Source organism: Rhodoferax fermentans (assembly GCF_002017865.1).
In the GTDB taxonomy this organism is placed as follows: domain Bacteria; phylum Pseudomonadota; class Gammaproteobacteria; order Burkholderiales; family Burkholderiaceae_C; genus Rhodoferax; species Rhodoferax fermentans.
This window is the reverse complement of record NZ_MTJN01000002.1, coordinates 329,230-345,914: the sequence shown is the minus strand read 5'-3', so window position 1 is coordinate 345,914 and position 16,685 is coordinate 329,230. Positions and strand designations below refer to the sequence as shown.

General features: G+C 59.8%; 16 protein-coding genes. 10 read left to right on the top strand and 6 right to left on the bottom strand.

Annotated elements, in window-relative coordinates:
* The first annotated feature begins 2 nt into the window (after nucleotides 1–2).
* A complete protein-coding gene (gene dut, locus RF819_RS01680) occupies nucleotides 3–452 on the top strand; it encodes a dUTP diphosphatase (RefSeq protein ID WP_078363369.1) in 450 nt (149 codons plus the stop codon).
* Nucleotides 453–484: 32 nt separating this feature from the next.
* On the opposite strand, the gene RF819_RS01675 is transcribed toward dut, so the two are convergent.
* The gene (locus RF819_RS01675; protein WP_078363368.1) at nucleotides 485–1,015 is read right to left on the bottom strand and encodes an FKBP-type peptidyl-prolyl cis-trans isomerase; all 531 of its coding nucleotides are present in this window, start codon (nucleotides 1,013–1,015) and stop codon (nucleotides 485–487) included.
* A gap of 31 nt (nucleotides 1,016–1,046) precedes the next feature.
* Between RF819_RS01675 and RF819_RS01670 the strand changes: the two genes are divergently transcribed.
* From RF819_RS01670 to RF819_RS01645, 6 genes are all read left to right on the top strand, one after another.
* Nucleotides 1,047–2,186 carry a cupin domain-containing protein gene (locus tag RF819_RS01670; protein ID WP_078363367.1) on the top strand — a complete coding sequence of 380 codons (1,140 nt, stop codon included), beginning with the start codon at nucleotides 1,047–1,049 and terminating at the stop codon, nucleotides 2,184–2,186.
* A gap of 163 nt (nucleotides 2,187–2,349) precedes the next feature.
* Entirely contained in the window at nucleotides 2,350–2,571 is a 222-nt protein-coding gene (locus RF819_RS01665; protein WP_078363366.1) for a hypothetical protein, read from the top strand.
* Between the two features lie 163 nt (nucleotides 2,572–2,734).
* The gene (gene nhaD, locus RF819_RS01660) at nucleotides 2,735–4,021 is read left to right on the top strand and encodes a sodium:proton antiporter NhaD (RefSeq protein ID WP_078363365.1); all 1,287 of its coding nucleotides are present in this window, start codon (nucleotides 2,735–2,737) and stop codon (nucleotides 4,019–4,021) included.
* Between the two features lie 7 nt (nucleotides 4,022–4,028).
* Entirely contained in the window at nucleotides 4,029–5,009 is a 981-nt protein-coding gene (locus tag RF819_RS01655; RefSeq protein ID WP_078363364.1) for a 2-hydroxyacid dehydrogenase, read from the top strand.
* 228 nt (nucleotides 5,010–5,237) lie between these two features.
* Complete coding sequence (locus tag RF819_RS01650) at nucleotides 5,238–6,644, top strand: DNA recombination protein RmuC (protein ID WP_078363363.1); 1,407 nt, start codon at nucleotides 5,238–5,240, stop codon at nucleotides 6,642–6,644.
* Between the two features lie 50 nt (nucleotides 6,645–6,694).
* Nucleotides 6,695–7,852 carry an MFS transporter gene (locus tag RF819_RS01645; RefSeq protein ID WP_078363362.1) on the top strand — a complete coding sequence of 386 codons (1,158 nt, stop codon included), beginning with the start codon at nucleotides 6,695–6,697 and terminating at the stop codon, nucleotides 7,850–7,852.
* Nucleotides 7,853–7,856: 4 nt separating this feature from the next.
* Here RF819_RS01645 and RF819_RS01640 read toward each other — a convergent pair whose 3' ends face one another.
* The 3 genes from RF819_RS01640 to earP form a co-directional block, all read right to left on the bottom strand.
* On the bottom strand, nucleotides 7,857–8,732 hold the full coding sequence (locus RF819_RS01640; protein ID WP_078363361.1) for an LOG family protein: 876 nt from the start codon (nucleotides 8,730–8,732) through the stop codon (nucleotides 7,857–7,859).
* A gap of 81 nt (nucleotides 8,733–8,813) precedes the next feature.
* Entirely contained in the window at nucleotides 8,814–9,368 is a 555-nt protein-coding gene (gene efp / locus RF819_RS01635) for an elongation factor P (RefSeq protein WP_078363360.1), read from the bottom strand.
* A 92-nt stretch (nucleotides 9,369–9,460) separates the two neighbouring features.
* Nucleotides 9,461–10,594, bottom strand: coding sequence for an elongation factor P maturation arginine rhamnosyltransferase EarP (gene earP / locus RF819_RS01630; RefSeq protein WP_078363359.1), 1,134 nt, complete (start codon nucleotides 10,592–10,594; stop codon nucleotides 9,461–9,463).
* A 27-nt stretch (nucleotides 10,595–10,621) separates the two neighbouring features.
* Here earP and uvrC point away from each other — a divergent pair, with 27 nt between their 5' ends.
* From uvrC to RF819_RS01615, 3 genes are read left to right on the top strand one after another with little or no spacing between them, the layout of a single operon-like run.
* Entirely contained in the window at nucleotides 10,622–12,751 is a 2,130-nt protein-coding gene (uvrC, locus tag RF819_RS01625) for an excinuclease ABC subunit UvrC (protein ID WP_078363358.1), read from the top strand.
* Nucleotides 12,752–12,792: 41 nt separating this feature from the next.
* On the top strand, nucleotides 12,793–13,359 hold the full coding sequence (pgsA, locus tag RF819_RS01620) for a CDP-diacylglycerol--glycerol-3-phosphate 3-phosphatidyltransferase (protein WP_078363357.1): 567 nt from the start codon (nucleotides 12,793–12,795) through the stop codon (nucleotides 13,357–13,359).
* A gap of 9 nt (nucleotides 13,360–13,368) precedes the next feature.
* Complete coding sequence (locus RF819_RS01615) at nucleotides 13,369–14,463, top strand: tartrate dehydrogenase (RefSeq protein ID WP_078363356.1); 1,095 nt, start codon at nucleotides 13,369–13,371, stop codon at nucleotides 14,461–14,463.
* 90 nt (nucleotides 14,464–14,553) lie between these two features.
* On the opposite strand, the gene bamC is transcribed toward RF819_RS01615, so the two are convergent.
* Together bamC and dapA are read right to left on the bottom strand one after the other, a co-directional pair.
* Nucleotides 14,554–15,648, bottom strand: coding sequence for an outer membrane protein assembly factor BamC (bamC, locus tag RF819_RS01610; RefSeq protein WP_078363355.1), 1,095 nt, complete (start codon nucleotides 15,646–15,648; stop codon nucleotides 14,554–14,556).
* Between the two features lie 37 nt (nucleotides 15,649–15,685).
* Nucleotides 15,686–16,579, bottom strand: coding sequence for a 4-hydroxy-tetrahydrodipicolinate synthase (gene dapA / locus RF819_RS01605; RefSeq protein ID WP_078363354.1), 894 nt, complete (start codon nucleotides 16,577–16,579; stop codon nucleotides 15,686–15,688).
* Nucleotides 16,580–16,685 lie beyond the last annotated feature (106 nt).

Below are 16,685 nucleotides of genomic sequence, written 5' to 3'. Positions count from 1 at the left end.
AAATGCTAGATATTGACATCAAGATTCTTGACCCGCGGCTGACCGATCAGCTGCCCACCTATGCCACACCGGGCAGCGCTGGGCTGGATTTGCGCGCCTGTCTGGACGCGCCATTGACCTTGCAAGCCAATGCCTGGCAACTGGTGCCCACGGGCATGGCGATTTACCTCAAGGACCCAGGCTACGCCGCGTTGATCCTGCCGCGCTCTGGGCTCGGTCACAAACATGGCATTGTGTTGGGTAACCTGGTGGGGCTGATTGACAGCGACTACCAGGGGCAGCTGATGGTCAGCGCCTGGAACCGCAGCAGTACTGCGTTCACCATCGAGCCGATGGAGCGTATCGCCCAGCTGGTGGTGGTGCCGGTGATGCAGGCGCGTTTCAAGGTGGTGAACGAGTTTCCCGCCAGCGAGCGCGGCGAGGGCGGTTATGGCTCCACCGGCAAAGCCTGAGTGTTACGGGCGCCTGAGGGCGCCCGCGCCATTCAGTGCAGGCTGTCGCTGCCGGGTGCCTGCAGCATCGGTGTGATCCGGAAAAAACCGGTGCCAGCGGTGCCGCTGCCAATTTCTTCCTCGGTGGCTTCACGCACCGCACGCACGGTCAGGCTAAGGCGCAAGGCAATACCTGCCAGCGGGTGGTTGCCGTCCAGCACCACATGTTCCGGATAGATCTCGGTCACGGTGTAGAGCGCGTCATGTGGTGCATCGGGGTTGCAGCCAGCGGGTAGGGCGCTGCCGTCAAAACTCATGCCTTCTTCGAGTTCATCGGGGAACAGCGCGCGGCTTTCAAGGAACACCAGTTGCTCGTTGTACTCGCCAAACCCTTGTTCGGGTTCGATCTGCAGTTTGACGGTGTCGCCTGCGCTACAGCCTTGCAACGCGTCTTCAATGATCTGGAACAGGTCATCCCCGCCGATCAGAAATTCAACCGGGTCCTGGAGCACGTCCAGTTCTTCACCGAGGGTGTCGCTGAGGGTCCAGCTTAAAGCGGCTACGCATTGTTCAGTAATTTTCATACCTAGAATTGTCGCATTAGAGGAGCATTCCATGGACATCACCCAAGCCCTGCCTTTGCTGGGCGGCATCAGCCCGCAGCAGTTCATGAAACGCTACTGGCAAAAAAAGCCCCTGCTGGTGCGCCAGGCTCTGCCTCAGTTCACCCCCCTGTTGAGCCGCTCCGAGCTGATGGCCCTGGCCGCAGACGAGGATATGGCCTCACGTCTGGTGGTGCAACAACCGGGTAAGAATCCTGGCTGGCAACTCAAACACGGGCCGTTTCAGCGCAAAGCCTTGCCCCCGTTCAAACAAGCCGGCTGGACCATCCTGTTGCAGGGTGTGGACCTGCATGACGAGTCTGTGCACCAACTCATGAACCAGTTTCGTTTTGTGCCCGATGCCCGGCTCGATGATGTGATGATCAGCTACGCCACGGACGGTGGCGGTGTGGGGCCGCACGTCGACAGTTACGACGTGTTTTTGTTGCAAGCCCATGGTCGCAGGTTGTGGCGCATCGGGCGGCAGAAAAAGCCGGTGTTGCAGGACGGTGTGCCGTTACGCATCCTGAACAACTTTGTCCCGGAGCAGGAATTTGTGCTTGAGCCGGGAGATATGTTGTACCTGCCGCCAGGTTATGCCCATGATGGCATCGCCCAGGGGGAGTGCATGACCTACTCGATTGGTTTTCGCATCCCCAAAAAAGCCGAGTTGGCACGCGAGCTGTTGCAACGTGTGGCGGAGCAGGCCGAGGATGAACTCGGTGAGGTGTTGTACCGCGACGCCAGCCAGCCTGCGGTGGCACAAGCGGCCGAGATACCGGCCGCCATGTTGGCGTTTGCCCACCAAGCGGTCGAGGATGCACTCAAGGACCCGCTGGCATTGGCGCGGGGCTTGGGTGAATACATGACCGAACCCAAGCCTCAGGTCTGGTTTGAAGCCTTGCCGCAGGAAGACGAGGTCGAGCTGGCCGGATGTGCGGTGCAACTGGATCGCCGCACCAGGATGATGTTCGATCAGCAGCACATTTTTATCAACGGCGAGAGTTTTCTGGCTGCTGGCCGGGATGCCGAGCTGATGCGTTTGCTGGCCAATCAGAAAAGCCTGAGCGCCAAAGAGCTGCAAAAGCTCAGCAAGCAGGCTCAGAAGCTGCTTGCTGCATGGGCCGTGGCAGGGTGGTTGCACCTGATTTAGGCTGTAAGCATAAGATATGTGGTATGTCAATGGTAGAAACCATTGGTATGGTGACTATAATCAAGCCCCAAGCAACGCTCGCTTCAGCGATGTATGCTTGTTGGGATGCAGGTGACTGCATCAACAATTTCCGGAAATTGTCTTTTTTTTTAGGTAATTACAAATGAACAAAACTCTCGTACTCGCCGCTGTGATCGCTGCTGCTGCTTTGGCTGCTTGTGGCAAGAAGGAAGAAGCTCCTGCACCCGCTGTTGAAGCACCTGCCGCTGCTGCCGCTCCCGCTGCTGAAGCACCTGCTGCTCCCGCTTCTGACGCTGCTGCTGCTCCCGCTGATGCCGCCGCCGCTGCAGCTGCTGAAGCCGCCAAGGCTGCTGCTTCCAAGTAATTGGATACAGCCAAAAAGAGCCACCCTCGGGTGGCTTTTTTTTTGCTTATTGACTCAGGTCACCGTGGTTTGTGTCGGAAGATAAGTGCCAGAAGGTCGGTTTGTTGACAAAACCACCAGTGATAATCGCCCCGTCGTTTCATTAAAAACAAAAGGTAGTTTCATGTTGACAGCTCTGGTCATTGTTTTTGTGCTGGCTTACGCCGCCATTGCACTTGAACACCCTCTCAAAATCAATAAGTCAGCCTCGGCCCTGATTGGCGCAGGTTTGTTATGGACCATCTACGCCGTGTCCAGTGCAGACGCCCATCTGGTGGGTGAGAACCTGTCCGAATCGCTCATGGGCACCGCACAAATCGTGTTCTTTTTGATGGGTGCCATGACCATCGTTGAAGTGATCGACGCCCACAACGGGTTCGAGGTGATCACTTCGCGTATCAAAACCACCAAACTCTCCACCCTGATGTGGATGGTCGGTTTTGTGTCCTTTTTTCTGAGTTCCATTCTGGACAACCTGACCACCACCATCGTGATGGTGTCGCTGATGAAAAAGCTGCTCGACAAGCGCGATGACCGGCTGTTTTTTGCCGGCATCATCGTGATTGCCGCCAATGCGGGCGGCGCCTGGACGCCGATTGGTGACGTGACCACCACCATGTTGTGGATTGGTGGCCAGATCACCGCACTGAACATCATGAAAGAACTGTTCGTGCCGTCCATGATCAATTTGTTGGTGCCCCTGGCTGTGACCGCTTTTCTCTTGAAGGGCAAACCCGTGGTGTCACCAGAGCGCCAGTCCGATTCAAACCGGGTGGCCTCCACCAACGCAGAACGCAACATCATGTTTTTCCTGGGCTTGGGGATTCTGGTGGCGGTGCCGGTGTTCAAGACAGTGACCCATTTGCCTCCTTTTATGGGCATTTTGTTTGGCCTGGGCATTTTGTGGCTGGTAGGCGACCTGTTGCACCGCGACAAGTCTGACGAAGACAAGGACCACTTCACCCTGGTGCATGCTTTGTCCAAGATCGACATGGGCTCGATCGTGTTTTTCATCGGCATCCTGCTGGCTGTGGCCTCGCTGGAACACACCCATATCCTGACCTCGCTGGCGCAGTGGCTCGATGCCACGGTGGGCCGCCAGGACATCATTGTGTTGATCATCGGTCTGGTCAGTGCCGTCGTGGACAACGTGCCGCTGGTGGCTGCATCGATGGGCATGTATGACCTGGCCCAGTTCCCTGCGGACAGTTTCCTGTGGGAGTTCATGGCCTATTGCGCGGGCACTGGCGGTTCCATCCTGATCATTGGCTCTGCTGCGGGTGTGGCCGCGATGGGCTTGGAGAAAATTGATTTCTTCTGGTACATGAAGAAAATCAGCGGTCTGGCTTTGCTGGGGTATTTTGGGGGCGCCTTGTGGTACATCGTTGAGATGCGCCTGTTCGGACACTGATCCCGTTATGAAACCTGCTGTTTTGGTTGGGAGTGCCGTTTTTCCCGAAGTTCTGGACAAGCTGGCGCAGCATTTTGAGCTCACCGCCAACCAGGAAGACGTGTTGTGGACACCCACCGAGCTGGCGCAACAGCTCCAGGGCAAACAAGGTGTTTTCACCACCGGCAGCCAGCGGATTGATGCAGCGCTGCTGGCGGCTTGCCCGGACCTCAAGATCTGCGCCAACATGGCGGTGGGTTACAACAATTTTGATCTGGACGCGATGACGGCGGCCGGTGTACTGGCCACCAACACGCCCGATGTCTTGACCGAGACCACCGCCGACTTTGGTTTTGCACTGCTGCTGGCCACGGCGCGGCGCATCACCGAGTCCGAGCATTTTTTGCGTGCGGGTTTGTGGAGCCGCTGGCGCTACGACCTGTTTGCCGGTGCCGAGGTGTTTGGCAGCACCCTGGGTATTCTGGGTATGGGCCGCATCGGGCAAGGCATCGCCAAACGCGCTGCCTTGGGTTTTGGCATGAAGGTGATCTACCACAACCGCTCGCGGCTGGACGAGGCCACCGAAGCGGCCTGTCAGGCGCGTTGGGTCAGCAAGGACGAGTTGTTGCGCACCTGTGATCACCTGATGTTGGTGCTGCCCTACAGTGCTGCGTCCCACCACAGCATTGGGGCCGCAGAGTTGGCGCTGATGAAGCCGACGGCGACCTTGGTCAATATCGCTCGCGGCGGCATTGTCGATGACGCGGCCCTGGCTGCAGCTCTGCGTGCCGGCCAGCTGGCGGCTGCCGGACTCGATGTGTTTGAGGGGGAGCCAGCGGTGCACCCGGACCTGCTGGCCTGCCACAACGTGGTACTGACCCCGCACATTGCCAGCGCCACCCAAGCCACCCGGCTGGCGATGGCGCAGCTCGCGGCAGACAACCTGATCGGTTTTCTGCTGCATGGCAAGCCGCTGACACCTTTGAATCCGCAGGTGCTGGCTGCCTGAGTTGGCGTTTTGTTGTGCCCCGGCGCTGGTTATATGCCACGCTTTGGGGGAGCTTGGCGGTCACGCTGGCGCTTGTCAAATGTTATGAATGTGATAGCTGTCCTCCCTTTTGATACAAGGGCTGGAAGCCAATTTCGTATATAAAAATGTTAAAACCGCTGGCCAGGGGTATTCGGTTTTGAACCACAATCGACACCCAGGAGATTTTTTACCGTGACTGATTTGGCAATGTGGGGCGCGCTGGCGCTGGGCGTGATCAATGGGTTGTTGTTGCTGGTACTGTTGCAGCGCCAGAGTCAGGCCAGGCAGCCCGACGCCATCGAACTGGCCAAGCAACAGCAAGAACAACAAGCCCAGCTGACCCGCCATCAGGCGCTGCTGACACTCATCACCCAAAACAGCGACAAACTCGCACGTGATTTGCAGCGCGACATCAGCGACTCCTCACGCAACGCGCGCCAGGAATTGGCTCAAAACCTGGCCACCTTCCAGCAGACACTGGTGCAGCAGGGCGCCGAAGCCACGCGCACCCAAAACACCCAGATTGACGCCTTTGGCCAGCAGCTGGCGCTGCTGCAGAAAACCTTGTCTGACACACTCTCGACCCAGCTCTCGGGCTTGAGTGAATCCAATGTGCGGCGCATGAGCGAAATCCGCGAGACGCTCGAGAAACAGCTGGCGCAGCTCCAAACCAGCAACTCGGCCAAACTCGACGAAATGCGTGCCACCGTTGATGAAAAATTGCAGACCACCTTGCAGGCCCGCCTGGGTGAAAGTTTCAAACAGGTGGCGGATCGGCTGGAGCAGGTGCACAAGGGCCTCGGTGAAATGCAGACCCTGGCGCAGGGCGTGGGTGACCTCAAACACCTGCTGACCAACGTCAAAACCCGCGGCATTTTTGGCGAGGCCCAACTCGCCAGCCTGCTCGAGCAGGTGTTTGTGCCCGACCAATATGCGGCCCAGGTGGCAACGCGTCCGGGCAGCAAAAACGTGGTCGACTTCGCCATCAAGCTGCCTGGACGTTCTGACTCGGGCGAGCCGCTGTGGCTGCCGATTGACGCCAAATTCCCCAACGAAGATTACGAACGCCTGCTTGACGCCCAGGGCCGTGCCGACGTGGTGGCCGCAGAGCTGGCCGCACGTGCGCTGGAGCAACGCATCCGCCTGGAAGCCAAGTCGATTGCCGACAAATACCTGGAACCACCTTACACCACCGACTTTGCAATCCTGTTCCTGCCGACCGAAGGCCTGTACGCCGAGGTGCTGCGCCGCCCCGGCCTGATGGAGGCTTTGCAACGCGACTGCCGTGTGACGCTGGCCGGGCCGACCACACTGTTGGCGATGCTGAGTTCCTTACAAATGGGTTTCCGAACCCTGGCGCTCGAGAAACGCTCCAGCGAAGTCTGGCAGGTGCTCGGTGCGGTGAAAACCGAGTTCGGCAAGTTTGGTGATGTGCTGGCCAAGGTCAAGGCCCAGACCGAAACCGTGCTCAAGACGCTGGACAGCGCCCAAACCCGCAGCCGTGCGATGGGGCGTGCTCTTAAAACGGTAGAGGCTTTGCCCGAGACCCAGGCCCAGTCGCTGATCACGCTGGACCGCGACTTTGACAGCAGCGAAGGGGCACCCGGCGCGTGAGTTCTGCCCCTCTGAGTGAGCCCAGCGCGCCAAACCCGGTATTGACCCAAATGGGTCTGGCACGGCTGATCGGTGGCCATATCTGTCTGCACGCCTGTATGGCCGGTATGCGCCTCGCGTCACCTCTGCTGGCCCTGCGTGAGGGCTACAGCGCCCTGGCCGTGGGCACGCTGCTGGCCTTGTTTGCGCTGACACAGGTGTTCCTGGCCATGCCTGCCGGGCGTTACACCGACCGCCATGGTTTCAAAAGGCCGATGAGGCTGGCTGTCGGCATGGCCAGTGCAGGTGCGGCGTTGGCCTTTGTGTTCCCGGTGTTTCCGGTCTTGTGCCTGAGCGCCTTGATGACCGGTGGCGCCACCGGGGTGGCATCGATCTGTGTGCAGCGCCATGTCGGGCGCTCGGCGCAAGACACGACGCAGCTTAAGTCCATGTTCAGTTGGCTGTCGATTGGCCCGGCACTGGCCAATTTTGTCGGGCCGTTGGTGGCGGGTATCCTGATTGACCAGGGTGGTTTCAGGCTGAGCTTTGCCTGCCTGGCGTGTTTTCCGCTGATGACCTGGCTGTGGGTGCGTCACACCCTGGAGTTGCCGCCGGTGGTGGCCCAGCCGGGTGGCAAAAAAGGTCGCGCCTGGGACCTGATGCGCGAGCCCATGATGCGCCGCCTGATGCTGGTGAACTGGCTGCTGTCGTCCTGCTGGGATGTGCACACCTTTGTGGTGCCGGTGCTCGGGCATGAGCGCGGCGTCAGCGCCTCGGCCATCGGTGCGATTCTGGGTGGGTTTGCGCTGGCGGCCACGGCCGTGCGGGTGGTGTTGCCGTTTTTGGTGGCCCACCTGCGTGAATGGGTGGTGGTGACCGGCGCCATGCTCAGCACCGCGCTCTTGTTTGCCATCTACCCGCTGACCCACTCGGCCTGGGCCATGGCCGTGTGTTCGGCGCTGCTGGGGCTGTCCCTGGGTTCGGTACAGCCAATGATCATGAGCACCTTGCACCAGATCACCCCGGAGGCGCGCCACGGCGAGGCGCTGGGCTTTCGGCTGATGGCCATCAATGCCTCCAGTGTGTTCATGCCGATGTTGTTTGGCACCGCTGGTGCCGCCCTGGGCGTGTCGCTGGTGTTCTGGACCGTGGGCACCGCGGTGGGCCTGGGCGCACGCTCAGCCTGGTTTTTGCGCCCGCCACCCAAAGCGGGCGCGGCGCAGCCCTGAGGCTTTACAGCGCGTAAAAGTGTTTGATCACGTCCCAGGCGGCTTCGGGCGTGTCGACGTAGTGGAACAGCTTGAGGTCTTCGGGTGAGATCACCCCTTCTTCCACCATCACATCGATGTTGAGCAGGCGTTTCCAGTAGTCACTGCCAAACAGCACGATGGGCACCGGTTGGGCTTTGCGTGTCTGCACCAGGGTGATCACTTCAAACAGCTCATCGAGCGTGCCAAAACCGCCAGGGAAGGCCACCAGCGCCTTGGCGCGCATCATGAAATGCATCTTGCGGATCGCAAAATAGTGGAACTTGAAGCTCAGCGAGGGCGTGACATAGGGGTTGGCCGACTGCTCATGCGGCAGTGCAATGTTGAGCCCCACGGTGGGTGCGCCCAGCTCGTGGGCACCCCGGTTGGCCGCTTCCATGATGCCGGGGCCACCACCTGTGCAGATGTAGAGTTTGGCGCTGTGGGTCTGGTCGTTGCTGTAGGTGGCCACCAGCCGGGCAAACAGGCGTGCCTGGTCGTAGTAGCGGGCGTTACGCAGGTGGCGCTGGGCCAGCTGGATGTCGGCCGGGTCGGCGCAGGCCAGGGCGGCCCGCATGGCGGCGTCGGCGGTTTCGGGTGAAGGAAAACGGGCGCTGCCAAACACCACGATGGTGTTGTCGATGCCTTGTTCACTCTGGTCGATCTCGGGTTTGAGCATTTCCAGCTGGATGCGGATGCCACGGGTGTCGCGGCGCAGCAGGAATTCGGGGTCGGCAAAGGCCAGTCGGTAGGCATTCGGGTGCAGCACCGTCTCTTCGACGGGGTGGTGCAACAGATCAGCCAGGGCGTCAGCCAGCTTGTGTTCGGTGACGTGTTGGGTCAGAGGTTGGGTGTGTTCCATGGTCCGAATTGTCAGGTAAAAAAAAGGGCCTCACGTTGTGAAGCCCTGCTTGTTTTTGGCAGTGAAGCCGCTCGCTGGTCCTTAGACCCGTTTGCGGTATTCGCCAGTACGGGTGTCGATTTCGACCTTGTCGCCTTGAGCCACAAAAATTGGCACACCGACTTCAAAGCCAGTTGCGATTTTTGCGGGTTTCAGAACCTTGCCAGAGGTGTCACCCTTGACGGCGGGTTCGGTCCAGGTGATTTCACGCACCACGGTGGTGGGCAGTTCAACCGAGATGGCCTTGCCGTCGTAGAACACCACTTCGACTTCCATGCCGTCTTCGAGGTAGTTCAGCGCGTCGCCCATGTTCTCTGCTTCCACTTCGTACTGGTTGTACTCAGCGTCCATACACACGTACATCGGGTCGGCAAAGTAGGAGTAGGTGCAATCTTTTTTGTCCAGAATGACTTGGTCCATCTTGTCATCGGCCCGGAACACAACTTCGGTGCCGAAGTTGGCGATCAGGCTCTTGAGCTTCATGCGCACCGTGGCGGCACCGCGGCCACCGCGGGCGTATTCGGTTTTCAGGACGACCATCGGGTCTTTGCCTTGCATGATGACGTTGCCGGCGCGAATTTCTTGAGCGATTTTCATAGTCAGAGAGTGAAGTTAGGCCGCGCATCTGGCGGCGAGGGCGGCTGGAGCACTCGATGAAAAATCGACCACATGCCGCAAAGCCCGCTATTTTAGTGGGTTTTTGTCATGAAATCGAGCAATTGGCTTGCCAGATCGTTTTGCTGCAGCAGCGTTTGCCTGGCGCGCTGGCAGGCAGCTTGCCAAGTTCGCTCGTCTTCGGTCGTGAACAGTGGCGCGGTGCCGTCATCGGTGCCCCTACCCGGCAAACCGTTCCAGCGCTGGTGTGCGTGGCGCAATGTGGGTGGTGCGTGCAGCCAGTCCAGGAAAGCGTGGAGCTTGTGGTGGTGGGCATCATCGTCTTGCGGGTAGATCTGCCAGACCAAGGGTTTGCCAGCCCACAGGGCGCGCACCAACGAGTCTTCGCCGCGCACAAAATTGATGTCACAGGCCCACAGCAGGTGGTCGTAGTCGGTTTGTGACAGTAACGGAAGGTATGAAATTGAGAGCTGCTGGCCCTTGTTGATAAAGGGCTGGAGGCTAATTTCATGCTCAACCAAGCGGCGCACCGCAGCACTGGCCCGCCCTGCGGTCACCAACAGCTGTGTGGGTCTGTCGTCCGCAGCCAAGGTGTGTAGCAAATCGGGCAGGCCTGCAGGTTCGTAACAAAACAGCGAGACCAGGCGCTGGCCTTGCCAGGTTATGCCTTGAGTTGTTAACCAGGCGCTGCGCTCGAAACTGGCCTGGCGCTGCAGCAGATCGGCTTCGCGCAACAGGCCGCCGGTGTCGGAGGTGAAGCCAGGGTAGAAAAAATGTTTGGCAAGCCCTTGGCCCGGCCCAAACATCACGGGTGAGGGCAGGGTGTGGCAGCGCGCCACATAGGCCTCGGCACTCAGGTATTCGAGGTTGATCCACTGGCTTTTCTGGTCTGTAGCCCTTATTTTGTGGGCGTATGCCGCTATGAATTCAGGATCAATCTCGCAGCCAAAGGCTTCCACCAGCACATCGCCGGGCGTCTGACCGTGTTGTGTGAAAGGGCTGGTCCAGGGCAGCACCGTCACACCGGGCGTGCCATCGGGCGCCATCCAGGCCAGGGCAGAGGCATCGTCGACCCAGAGCCGCACGGTCTGGCCGCGTTGTGCCAGATCCACACACAGGCGCCAGCAGACGCCGATGTCACCAAAGTTGTCGATCACGCGGCAAAAAATGTCCCAGTGCAATTTGGGCTGAGCAGGTGGCAATTTCATGACCGGGATTGTCCACAATAGCGCCCTATGTCTGATTTGCCTGAAAAACCCGTGCCATCCGTTGACCCCGTCAAGCTGCCTGCCGAACTGCCGCCCGTTGTGACCCTCAGCCCCGATGGTGGGGAGCCAGAGGCGCCAGCGGGCGCCCATCCCGAGCAACTGCTCAGCGATGTGGCGAGCCTGCCCGCGCTACCGGGGGTCTACCGTTACTTTGATGCGCAGGGACAAGTCTTGTATGTTGGCAAGGCGATCAACCTCAAAAAACGGGTATCGAGTTATTTCCAGAAGAACCACGGCGGCACCCGCATTGGCCACATGGTGGGCAAGATTGTGCGGCTGGAGACCACGGTGGTGCGCTCCGAGGCCGAGGCGCTGCTGCTTGAAAACAACCTGATCAAGACGCTCAACCCCAAGTACAACATCCTGTTTCGGGACGACAAAAGTTACCCCTACCTCAAGATCAGCGCCCCGGCACCGTTGCCCAAAGACAGCAGCCTTCTTGCAAAAAAAGGAGCGCCTGGCCCTTTATCAGCAAGGGCTGCAGGCCCAAAAGACACAGCATCCTCGGTGACCCGCATCAACGGCGACTGGTTTCCACGGGTGTCCTACTACCGGGGTGCGGTCGAGAAAAAACACCATTACTTTGGCCCCTACCCCAGTGCCTGGGCGGTCAAGGAGGCAATTTTGCTGATGCAAAAGGTGTTCAAGTTACGCACCTGCGAGGAGTCGGTGTTTGCCAACCGCACCCGGCCTTGTTTGTTGTACCAGATCAAACGCTGCTCCGGCCCCTGTGTGGGTCACATTTCACCCGCCGACTACGCCCAGGATGTGGCGGACGCCGAACGGTTTTTGAATGGCGACGCACAGGAGGTGATGAGCAGCCTGCAGGCACGCATGATGGCGCACGCCGACAAACTCGAGTTCGAACAGGCGGCCGAGCTGCGCAACCAGACTTCGGCGCTATCCAGCGTGTTGCACCAGCAAAGTGTGGACAACGTCAGCGACCGCGATGTCGACATCCTCGCGGTCAAGGTGCAGGGCGGGCGCGCCTGTGTCAACCTGGCCATGGTGCGGGGCGGGCGCCATCTGGGAGACCGTCCTTATTTCCCAGTGCAGGTGCAAGACGGCGCCGCGCTGGAGCTGGAGGACGAGGGCGCTGAGGTCCGATCAGTCGAATCACAGATCCTGGACGCCTTCATCGCCCAGCATTACCTGAATGTGCCGGTGCCACCCTCGCTGGTGGTCAGCAGCCCGGTGGACAAGGCGCTGCTCAAAGCGCTGACCGCACAAACCGGCATCAAGGTCTCGGCAGTGCATGCGCCGCGTGAACAGCGCCGGGTCTGGCTGGAGATGGCGCAAACCAATGCCAACTTACAACTGGCCCGGCTGTTGTCTGAAGAAGGCTCCCAACAGGCGCGCACCCGAGCGCTGTATGAGGCGCTGGATCTGGGCTTGGACGACCTGGACGAACTGCGCATCGAGTGTTTTGACATTTCGCACACTGCGGGTGAGTCAACCCAGGCCTCGTGTGTGGTGTTTCACCACCACAAGATGCAAAACGCCGAGTACCGGCGCTACAAAATCACTGACATCACACCTGGCGACGACTACGCCGCGATGCGCCAAGTGCTGTTGCGCCGTTACGGCAAGTTGGCCGAGGTCTTGCAGGAAGCCAAACGCACGGGTGAAACCCCTCCGGGCACCGGTCGTCTGCCGGACCTGGTGCTGGTCGATGGTGGCAAGGGCCAGGTCAGCATGGCGCGTGAGGTGTTTGTGCAGCTGGGGCTCGATCTGTCGCTGATCGTGGGGGTTGAAAAAGGTGAGGGCAGGCGTATCGGCCTGGAAGAGCTGGTGTTTGCCGATGGGCGCGAGAAGGTCTACCTGGGCAAGGATTCGGCGGCGCTGATGCTGGTGGCGCAGATCCGCGACGAGGCCCACCGTTTTGCCATCACCGGCATGCGCGCCGCACGTGCCAAGGTGCGTATGGACGGTGGCAAGCTCGAAGACATCCCCGGCATCGGCCCCAAACGGCGTGCCCGGCTGTTGCAGCGTTTTGGCGGTGTGCGGGGGGTGGCGATGGCGTCTGTGGATGACATGGCCAGTGTCGAAGGCATCTCGCATGAACTGGCGGAAGAAATCTATCGGGCGTTGCACTGAACGCAGGCTGTAGGCCGGTGGCTGCATGCCACAATCGAGACATGTTCTGGACCATTCCTACCCTCATGACCTGGGCGCGTATTGCGGCCATTCCCTTGATCGTTGGTGTGTTTTACCTGCCGATTGAGCCAGCCCACCGCAATGAGATTGCCACCGTGATGTTTGTGGTGTTTGCTGCTACGGATTGGCTTGACGGTTTTCTGGCACGCCGGCTCAACCAGGTCTCGGCCTTTGGTGCCTTTCTGGACCCGGTCGCTGACAAGTTTCTGGTCTGTGCCTGTGTGTTGGTGCTGGTGCACCTTGGGCGCGCTGACGTGTTTGTCGGGCTGATCATCATTGGCCGCGAGATCGCCATATCAGCGCTGCGCGAGTGGATGGCGCAGATTGGTGCTTCGCGCAGTGTCGCGGTGCACATGATTGGCAAACTCAAAACCACCGCCCAAATGGTGGCGATCCCGTTTCTGCTGTATGACGGGCTGCTGTTCGGCTTGATCGACACCCATCTCTGGGGTGTCTGGCTGATCTGGCTGGCCGCGATCATGACCGTCTGGTCGATGGTGTATTACCTGCAAAAAGCCCTTCCGGAAATCCGCGCCAAGGTCAAGTAAGGAGAGCACGTGGCCACACACAAGATTGCTGTCATTGCCGGTGACGGCATTGGCCAGGAGGTGATGCCAGAAGGCCTGCGGGTGCTTGAAGCTGCGGCCGACAAATTTGGCATCGACCTGCAGATCGATCACTTTGATTTTTCCAGCTGGCAATACTTCGAGCGGCACGGCCAGATGTTGCCTGACAACTGGAAAGATCAAATCGGCGGCCACGACGCGATTTACTTCGGTGCGGTGGGCTGGCCGGAAAAAATCCCGGACCACGTGTCGTTGTGGGGTTCTCTGCTGTTGTTTCGACGCGAGTTTGACCAGTATGTGAACCTGCGCCCGGCGCGCCTGATGCCCGGCATCACCTGCCCGGTGGTCCGCCGTGACGGCAGTGCGCGTGCGCCCGGTGAGATCGACATGGTGATCGTGCGTGAAAACACCGAGGGTGAATACTCCAGCATCGGTGGGCGCATGTTTGCCGGCACCGAGCGCGAAATCGTGATGCAAGAGACGGTGATGTCACGCGTCGGTGTGGACCGGGTGCTCAAATTTGCGTTTGATCTGGCCCAGTCGCGCCCCAAAAAACACCTGACCAGCGCCACCAAATCCAACGGCATCGCGATCACCATGCCATATTGGGACGAGCGGGTGGCCGAGATGGCCAAAGCCTACCCAGATGTCACGGTGGACAAGTTCCACATCGACATCCTGACCGCACATTTTGTGCAGCGGCCGGATTTTTTTGACGTGGTGGTGGGCAGCAACCTGTTTGGCGACATCCTCAGTGACCTGGGTCCGGCCTGCACCGGCACGATTGCGATTGCACCGAGTGCCAACCTCAACCCTGGGCGCACCCACCCCTCGCTGTTTGAGCCGGTGCATGGCTCAGCTCCAGACATCGCTGGCCAAGCCAAGGCCAACCCGATTGGCCAGATCTGGAGTGGGGCGCTGATGCTGGACTTTTTGGGCCACCGCGCAGCCCATGACGCGGTCTTGCAAGCCATTGAGCAGGTGTTGGCCCCTGGCAGCGGCGCACCTCGCACGCCCGATCTGGGTGGTTGCGCCAAGACCCAGGATCTGGGCCGGGCAATCACTCAAGCGCTGCAATCTTTGTAGCTATTAGTCCTTATTACATAAGGGCTAGAGCCGATTTGGCCATAAAAAAGCCACCTGCCGTTACCGGCAGGTGGCTCGTCTCAAGCGGGTTTATTTCAGGTCTTCGGCCAGCACCTTGATGATGCGTTGTGCATCGGCCACGGCGGCGGCGCTGCCATCGGCGTTTTGTACCGACACCGTGGTGGCATTGCCTTGACTCAGCACGGCCACGCGGAACTTCGATGGCTGGGCATCTGGTTTGGACTTGCCAAACAGTTTGCCAAAGAAGCCCGGTTCGTCTTTTTCCATGTCGGCGTTGGGGGCCACATAACGCACAAAGTACAGGCCCTTGCTGCGGTCACGGTCTTCCACGGTGAAGTTGGTGCGGTCCAGTGACAGACCCACCCGGCGCCAGGCGCGATCAAAGCCGTCCGCCAGTTGCACCACGGGTTGTCCACCCACGGTGGCGACCTGGGTGTTTTCCTTGACCACACCCGCAGCCAGCAGGGCTTTGGACTGTTCCTCACCCACACCCAGCTTGACCATCAGGCGGCGCAGGAACTCGGCCTCCAGCTCGGGATCGGCGGCACGGGGCTGCCACACGGTGCGTTCTTTTTCCTTGCTGTCATAGACCTCAATCATGCCGCGGTGGCTGATGAAAATCTCGGTGCTGCCGTCGGCACCGCGTTCCAGACGGGTGCGGAACTTGTCACGCTCACCGGTGGAGTAGAGCGAATCAAACACCTTGCCCAAGGTGGCGCGGACAAAGTCCTGAGGAATCTTGGCGCGGTTTTCGGCCCAGTCGGTTTCCATGATGCCCAGGTTAGCCTGGTCCATTGCGAGCAGGAAACCGTTGTCTTGCCAGAATTCCTTGACCGGCTCCCACAGCTTGTCGGCCGGGCGCTTGATCACCAGCCAGCGGGTGTTGCCTGAGCGCTCGATGCGCACGTCACCCAGTGAGGCGGTTGCAGTGGGGGTGGCCACCACCGTGTTTTGAGCGAGTTGGTAGCTCGATGCGGTCACCGCCGAACCAGGCACCTTGTAGCGGGTGTCCTTGGAAATCTGGGTCAGGTCAGGTGGGATTTCCAGTGACGGGGTTTTGTTGGTGGCCGCGCTTTTGTAGTCAACCTTGTCGCTCTGCAGAACCGAGCAGGCGCCCAGCGCCAGGGTCAGACCGAGCAACACAAATTTTGGGGAATGGTTCACAAAATATCCTTCAGGAAGAGAGGTTGGCAGGGTCAGCTCAGAGCAGGCCCACGGTGCGCAGGGCAGCTTCAACGGCAGGTTGGTAACTGGCGCTGAGCTCGGTCAAGGGCAGGCGCAGGGTCGGGCCACACAGGTTCATGCGGGCCGCAGCCCATTTCACCGGGATCGGATTGGCTTCGAGAAACAGGTTTTTGTGCAAGGGCATCAGTTTGAACTGAATGGCCATGGCGCGTTTCACGTCACCAGCTGTTGCCGCCATGCACAACTCATGCATCAGGCGGGGTGCCAGGTTGGCGGTGACACTGATGTTGCCTTGGCCACCACACAACATCAGGGCAACCGCTGTGGCGTCGTCACCCGAGTAGACGGAAAAACCTTCGGGTGCTTCGCGGATCAGCCACTGGGCACGGTCCAGATTGCCGGTGGCTTCCTTGATACCGATGATGCCCGGCAGTTGTGCCAGACGCAGGCTTGTTTCGACCGACATGTCTGCCACCGAGCGGCCTGGCACGTTGTACAGCACCATCGGCAGGTCGACTGCCTCGGCAATTGCCTTGAAGTGCTGGTACAGCCCCTCCTGGGTGGGTTTGTTGTAGTAGGGCACCACTTGCAGTTGGCAGTCGGCGCCGACTTTCTTGGCAAAACCGGCCAGTTCAATCGCCTCGGCGGTGCAGTTGGAGCCACAGCCGGCCATGATCGGCACCCGGCCTGCGGCTTGTTCAACCGACACACGGATGACCTCGCAATTTTCCTGGATGCTCACCGTGGGCGACTCACCGGTGGTGCCGACCACACCAATACAGTCGGTGCCCTCGGCAATGTGCCAGTCGATGAGTTTGCGCAAGGCTGGGTAATCTACCGCGCCGTCTGGCAGCATGGGGGTGATCAAGGCAACGATGCTGCCGGTGATGGGTCGGGATAGAGAGGTCATCTTGCGAGCTGGCTCCAGGGTTAGCCCTTTATTCTAGCGAGAGTGGATGCTGCGCCAGACGGGTTTCCAGGCAAAGTTGGGCGGGTGATGCCGCGCCAGTGTCTGG

Bases quoted from the DNA above. Each gene is read 5' to 3' on its own strand.
- RF819_RS01655 (WP_078363364.1), top strand. From the start codon at position 4,029: ATGAAACCTGCTGTTTTGGTTGGGAGTGCCGTTTTTCCCGAAGTTCTG.
- dapA (WP_078363354.1), bottom strand. From the start codon at position 16,579: ATGACCTCTCTATCCCGACCCATCACCGGCAGCATCGTTGCCTTGATC.
- efp (WP_078363360.1), bottom strand. From the start codon at position 9,368: ATGAAAATCGCTCAAGAAATTCGCGCCGGCAACGTCATCATGCAAGGC.
- uvrC (WP_078363358.1), top strand. From the start codon at position 10,622: ATGTCTGATTTGCCTGAAAAACCCGTGCCATCCGTTGACCCCGTCAAG.
- pgsA (WP_078363357.1), top strand. From the start codon at position 12,793: ATGTTCTGGACCATTCCTACCCTCATGACCTGGGCGCGTATTGCGGCC.
- earP (WP_078363359.1), bottom strand. From the start codon at position 10,594: ATGAAATTGCCACCTGCTCAGCCCAAATTGCACTGGGACATTTTTTGC.
- RF819_RS01650 (WP_078363363.1), top strand. From the start codon at position 5,238: ATGTGGGGCGCGCTGGCGCTGGGCGTGATCAATGGGTTGTTGTTGCTG.
- nhaD (WP_078363365.1), top strand. From the start codon at position 2,735: ATGTTGACAGCTCTGGTCATTGTTTTTGTGCTGGCTTACGCCGCCATT.
- RF819_RS01645 (WP_078363362.1), top strand. From the start codon at position 6,695: ATGGGTCTGGCACGGCTGATCGGTGGCCATATCTGTCTGCACGCCTGT.
- RF819_RS01640 (WP_078363361.1), bottom strand. From the start codon at position 8,732: ATGGAACACACCCAACCTCTGACCCAACACGTCACCGAACACAAGCTG.
- RF819_RS01675 (WP_078363368.1), bottom strand. From the start codon at position 1,015: ATGAAAATTACTGAACAATGCGTAGCCGCTTTAAGCTGGACCCTCAGC.
- RF819_RS01670 (WP_078363367.1), top strand. From the start codon at position 1,047: ATGGACATCACCCAAGCCCTGCCTTTGCTGGGCGGCATCAGCCCGCAG.
- dut (WP_078363369.1), top strand. From the start codon at position 3: ATGCTAGATATTGACATCAAGATTCTTGACCCGCGGCTGACCGATCAG.
- RF819_RS01665 (WP_078363366.1), top strand. From the start codon at position 2,350: ATGAACAAAACTCTCGTACTCGCCGCTGTGATCGCTGCTGCTGCTTTG.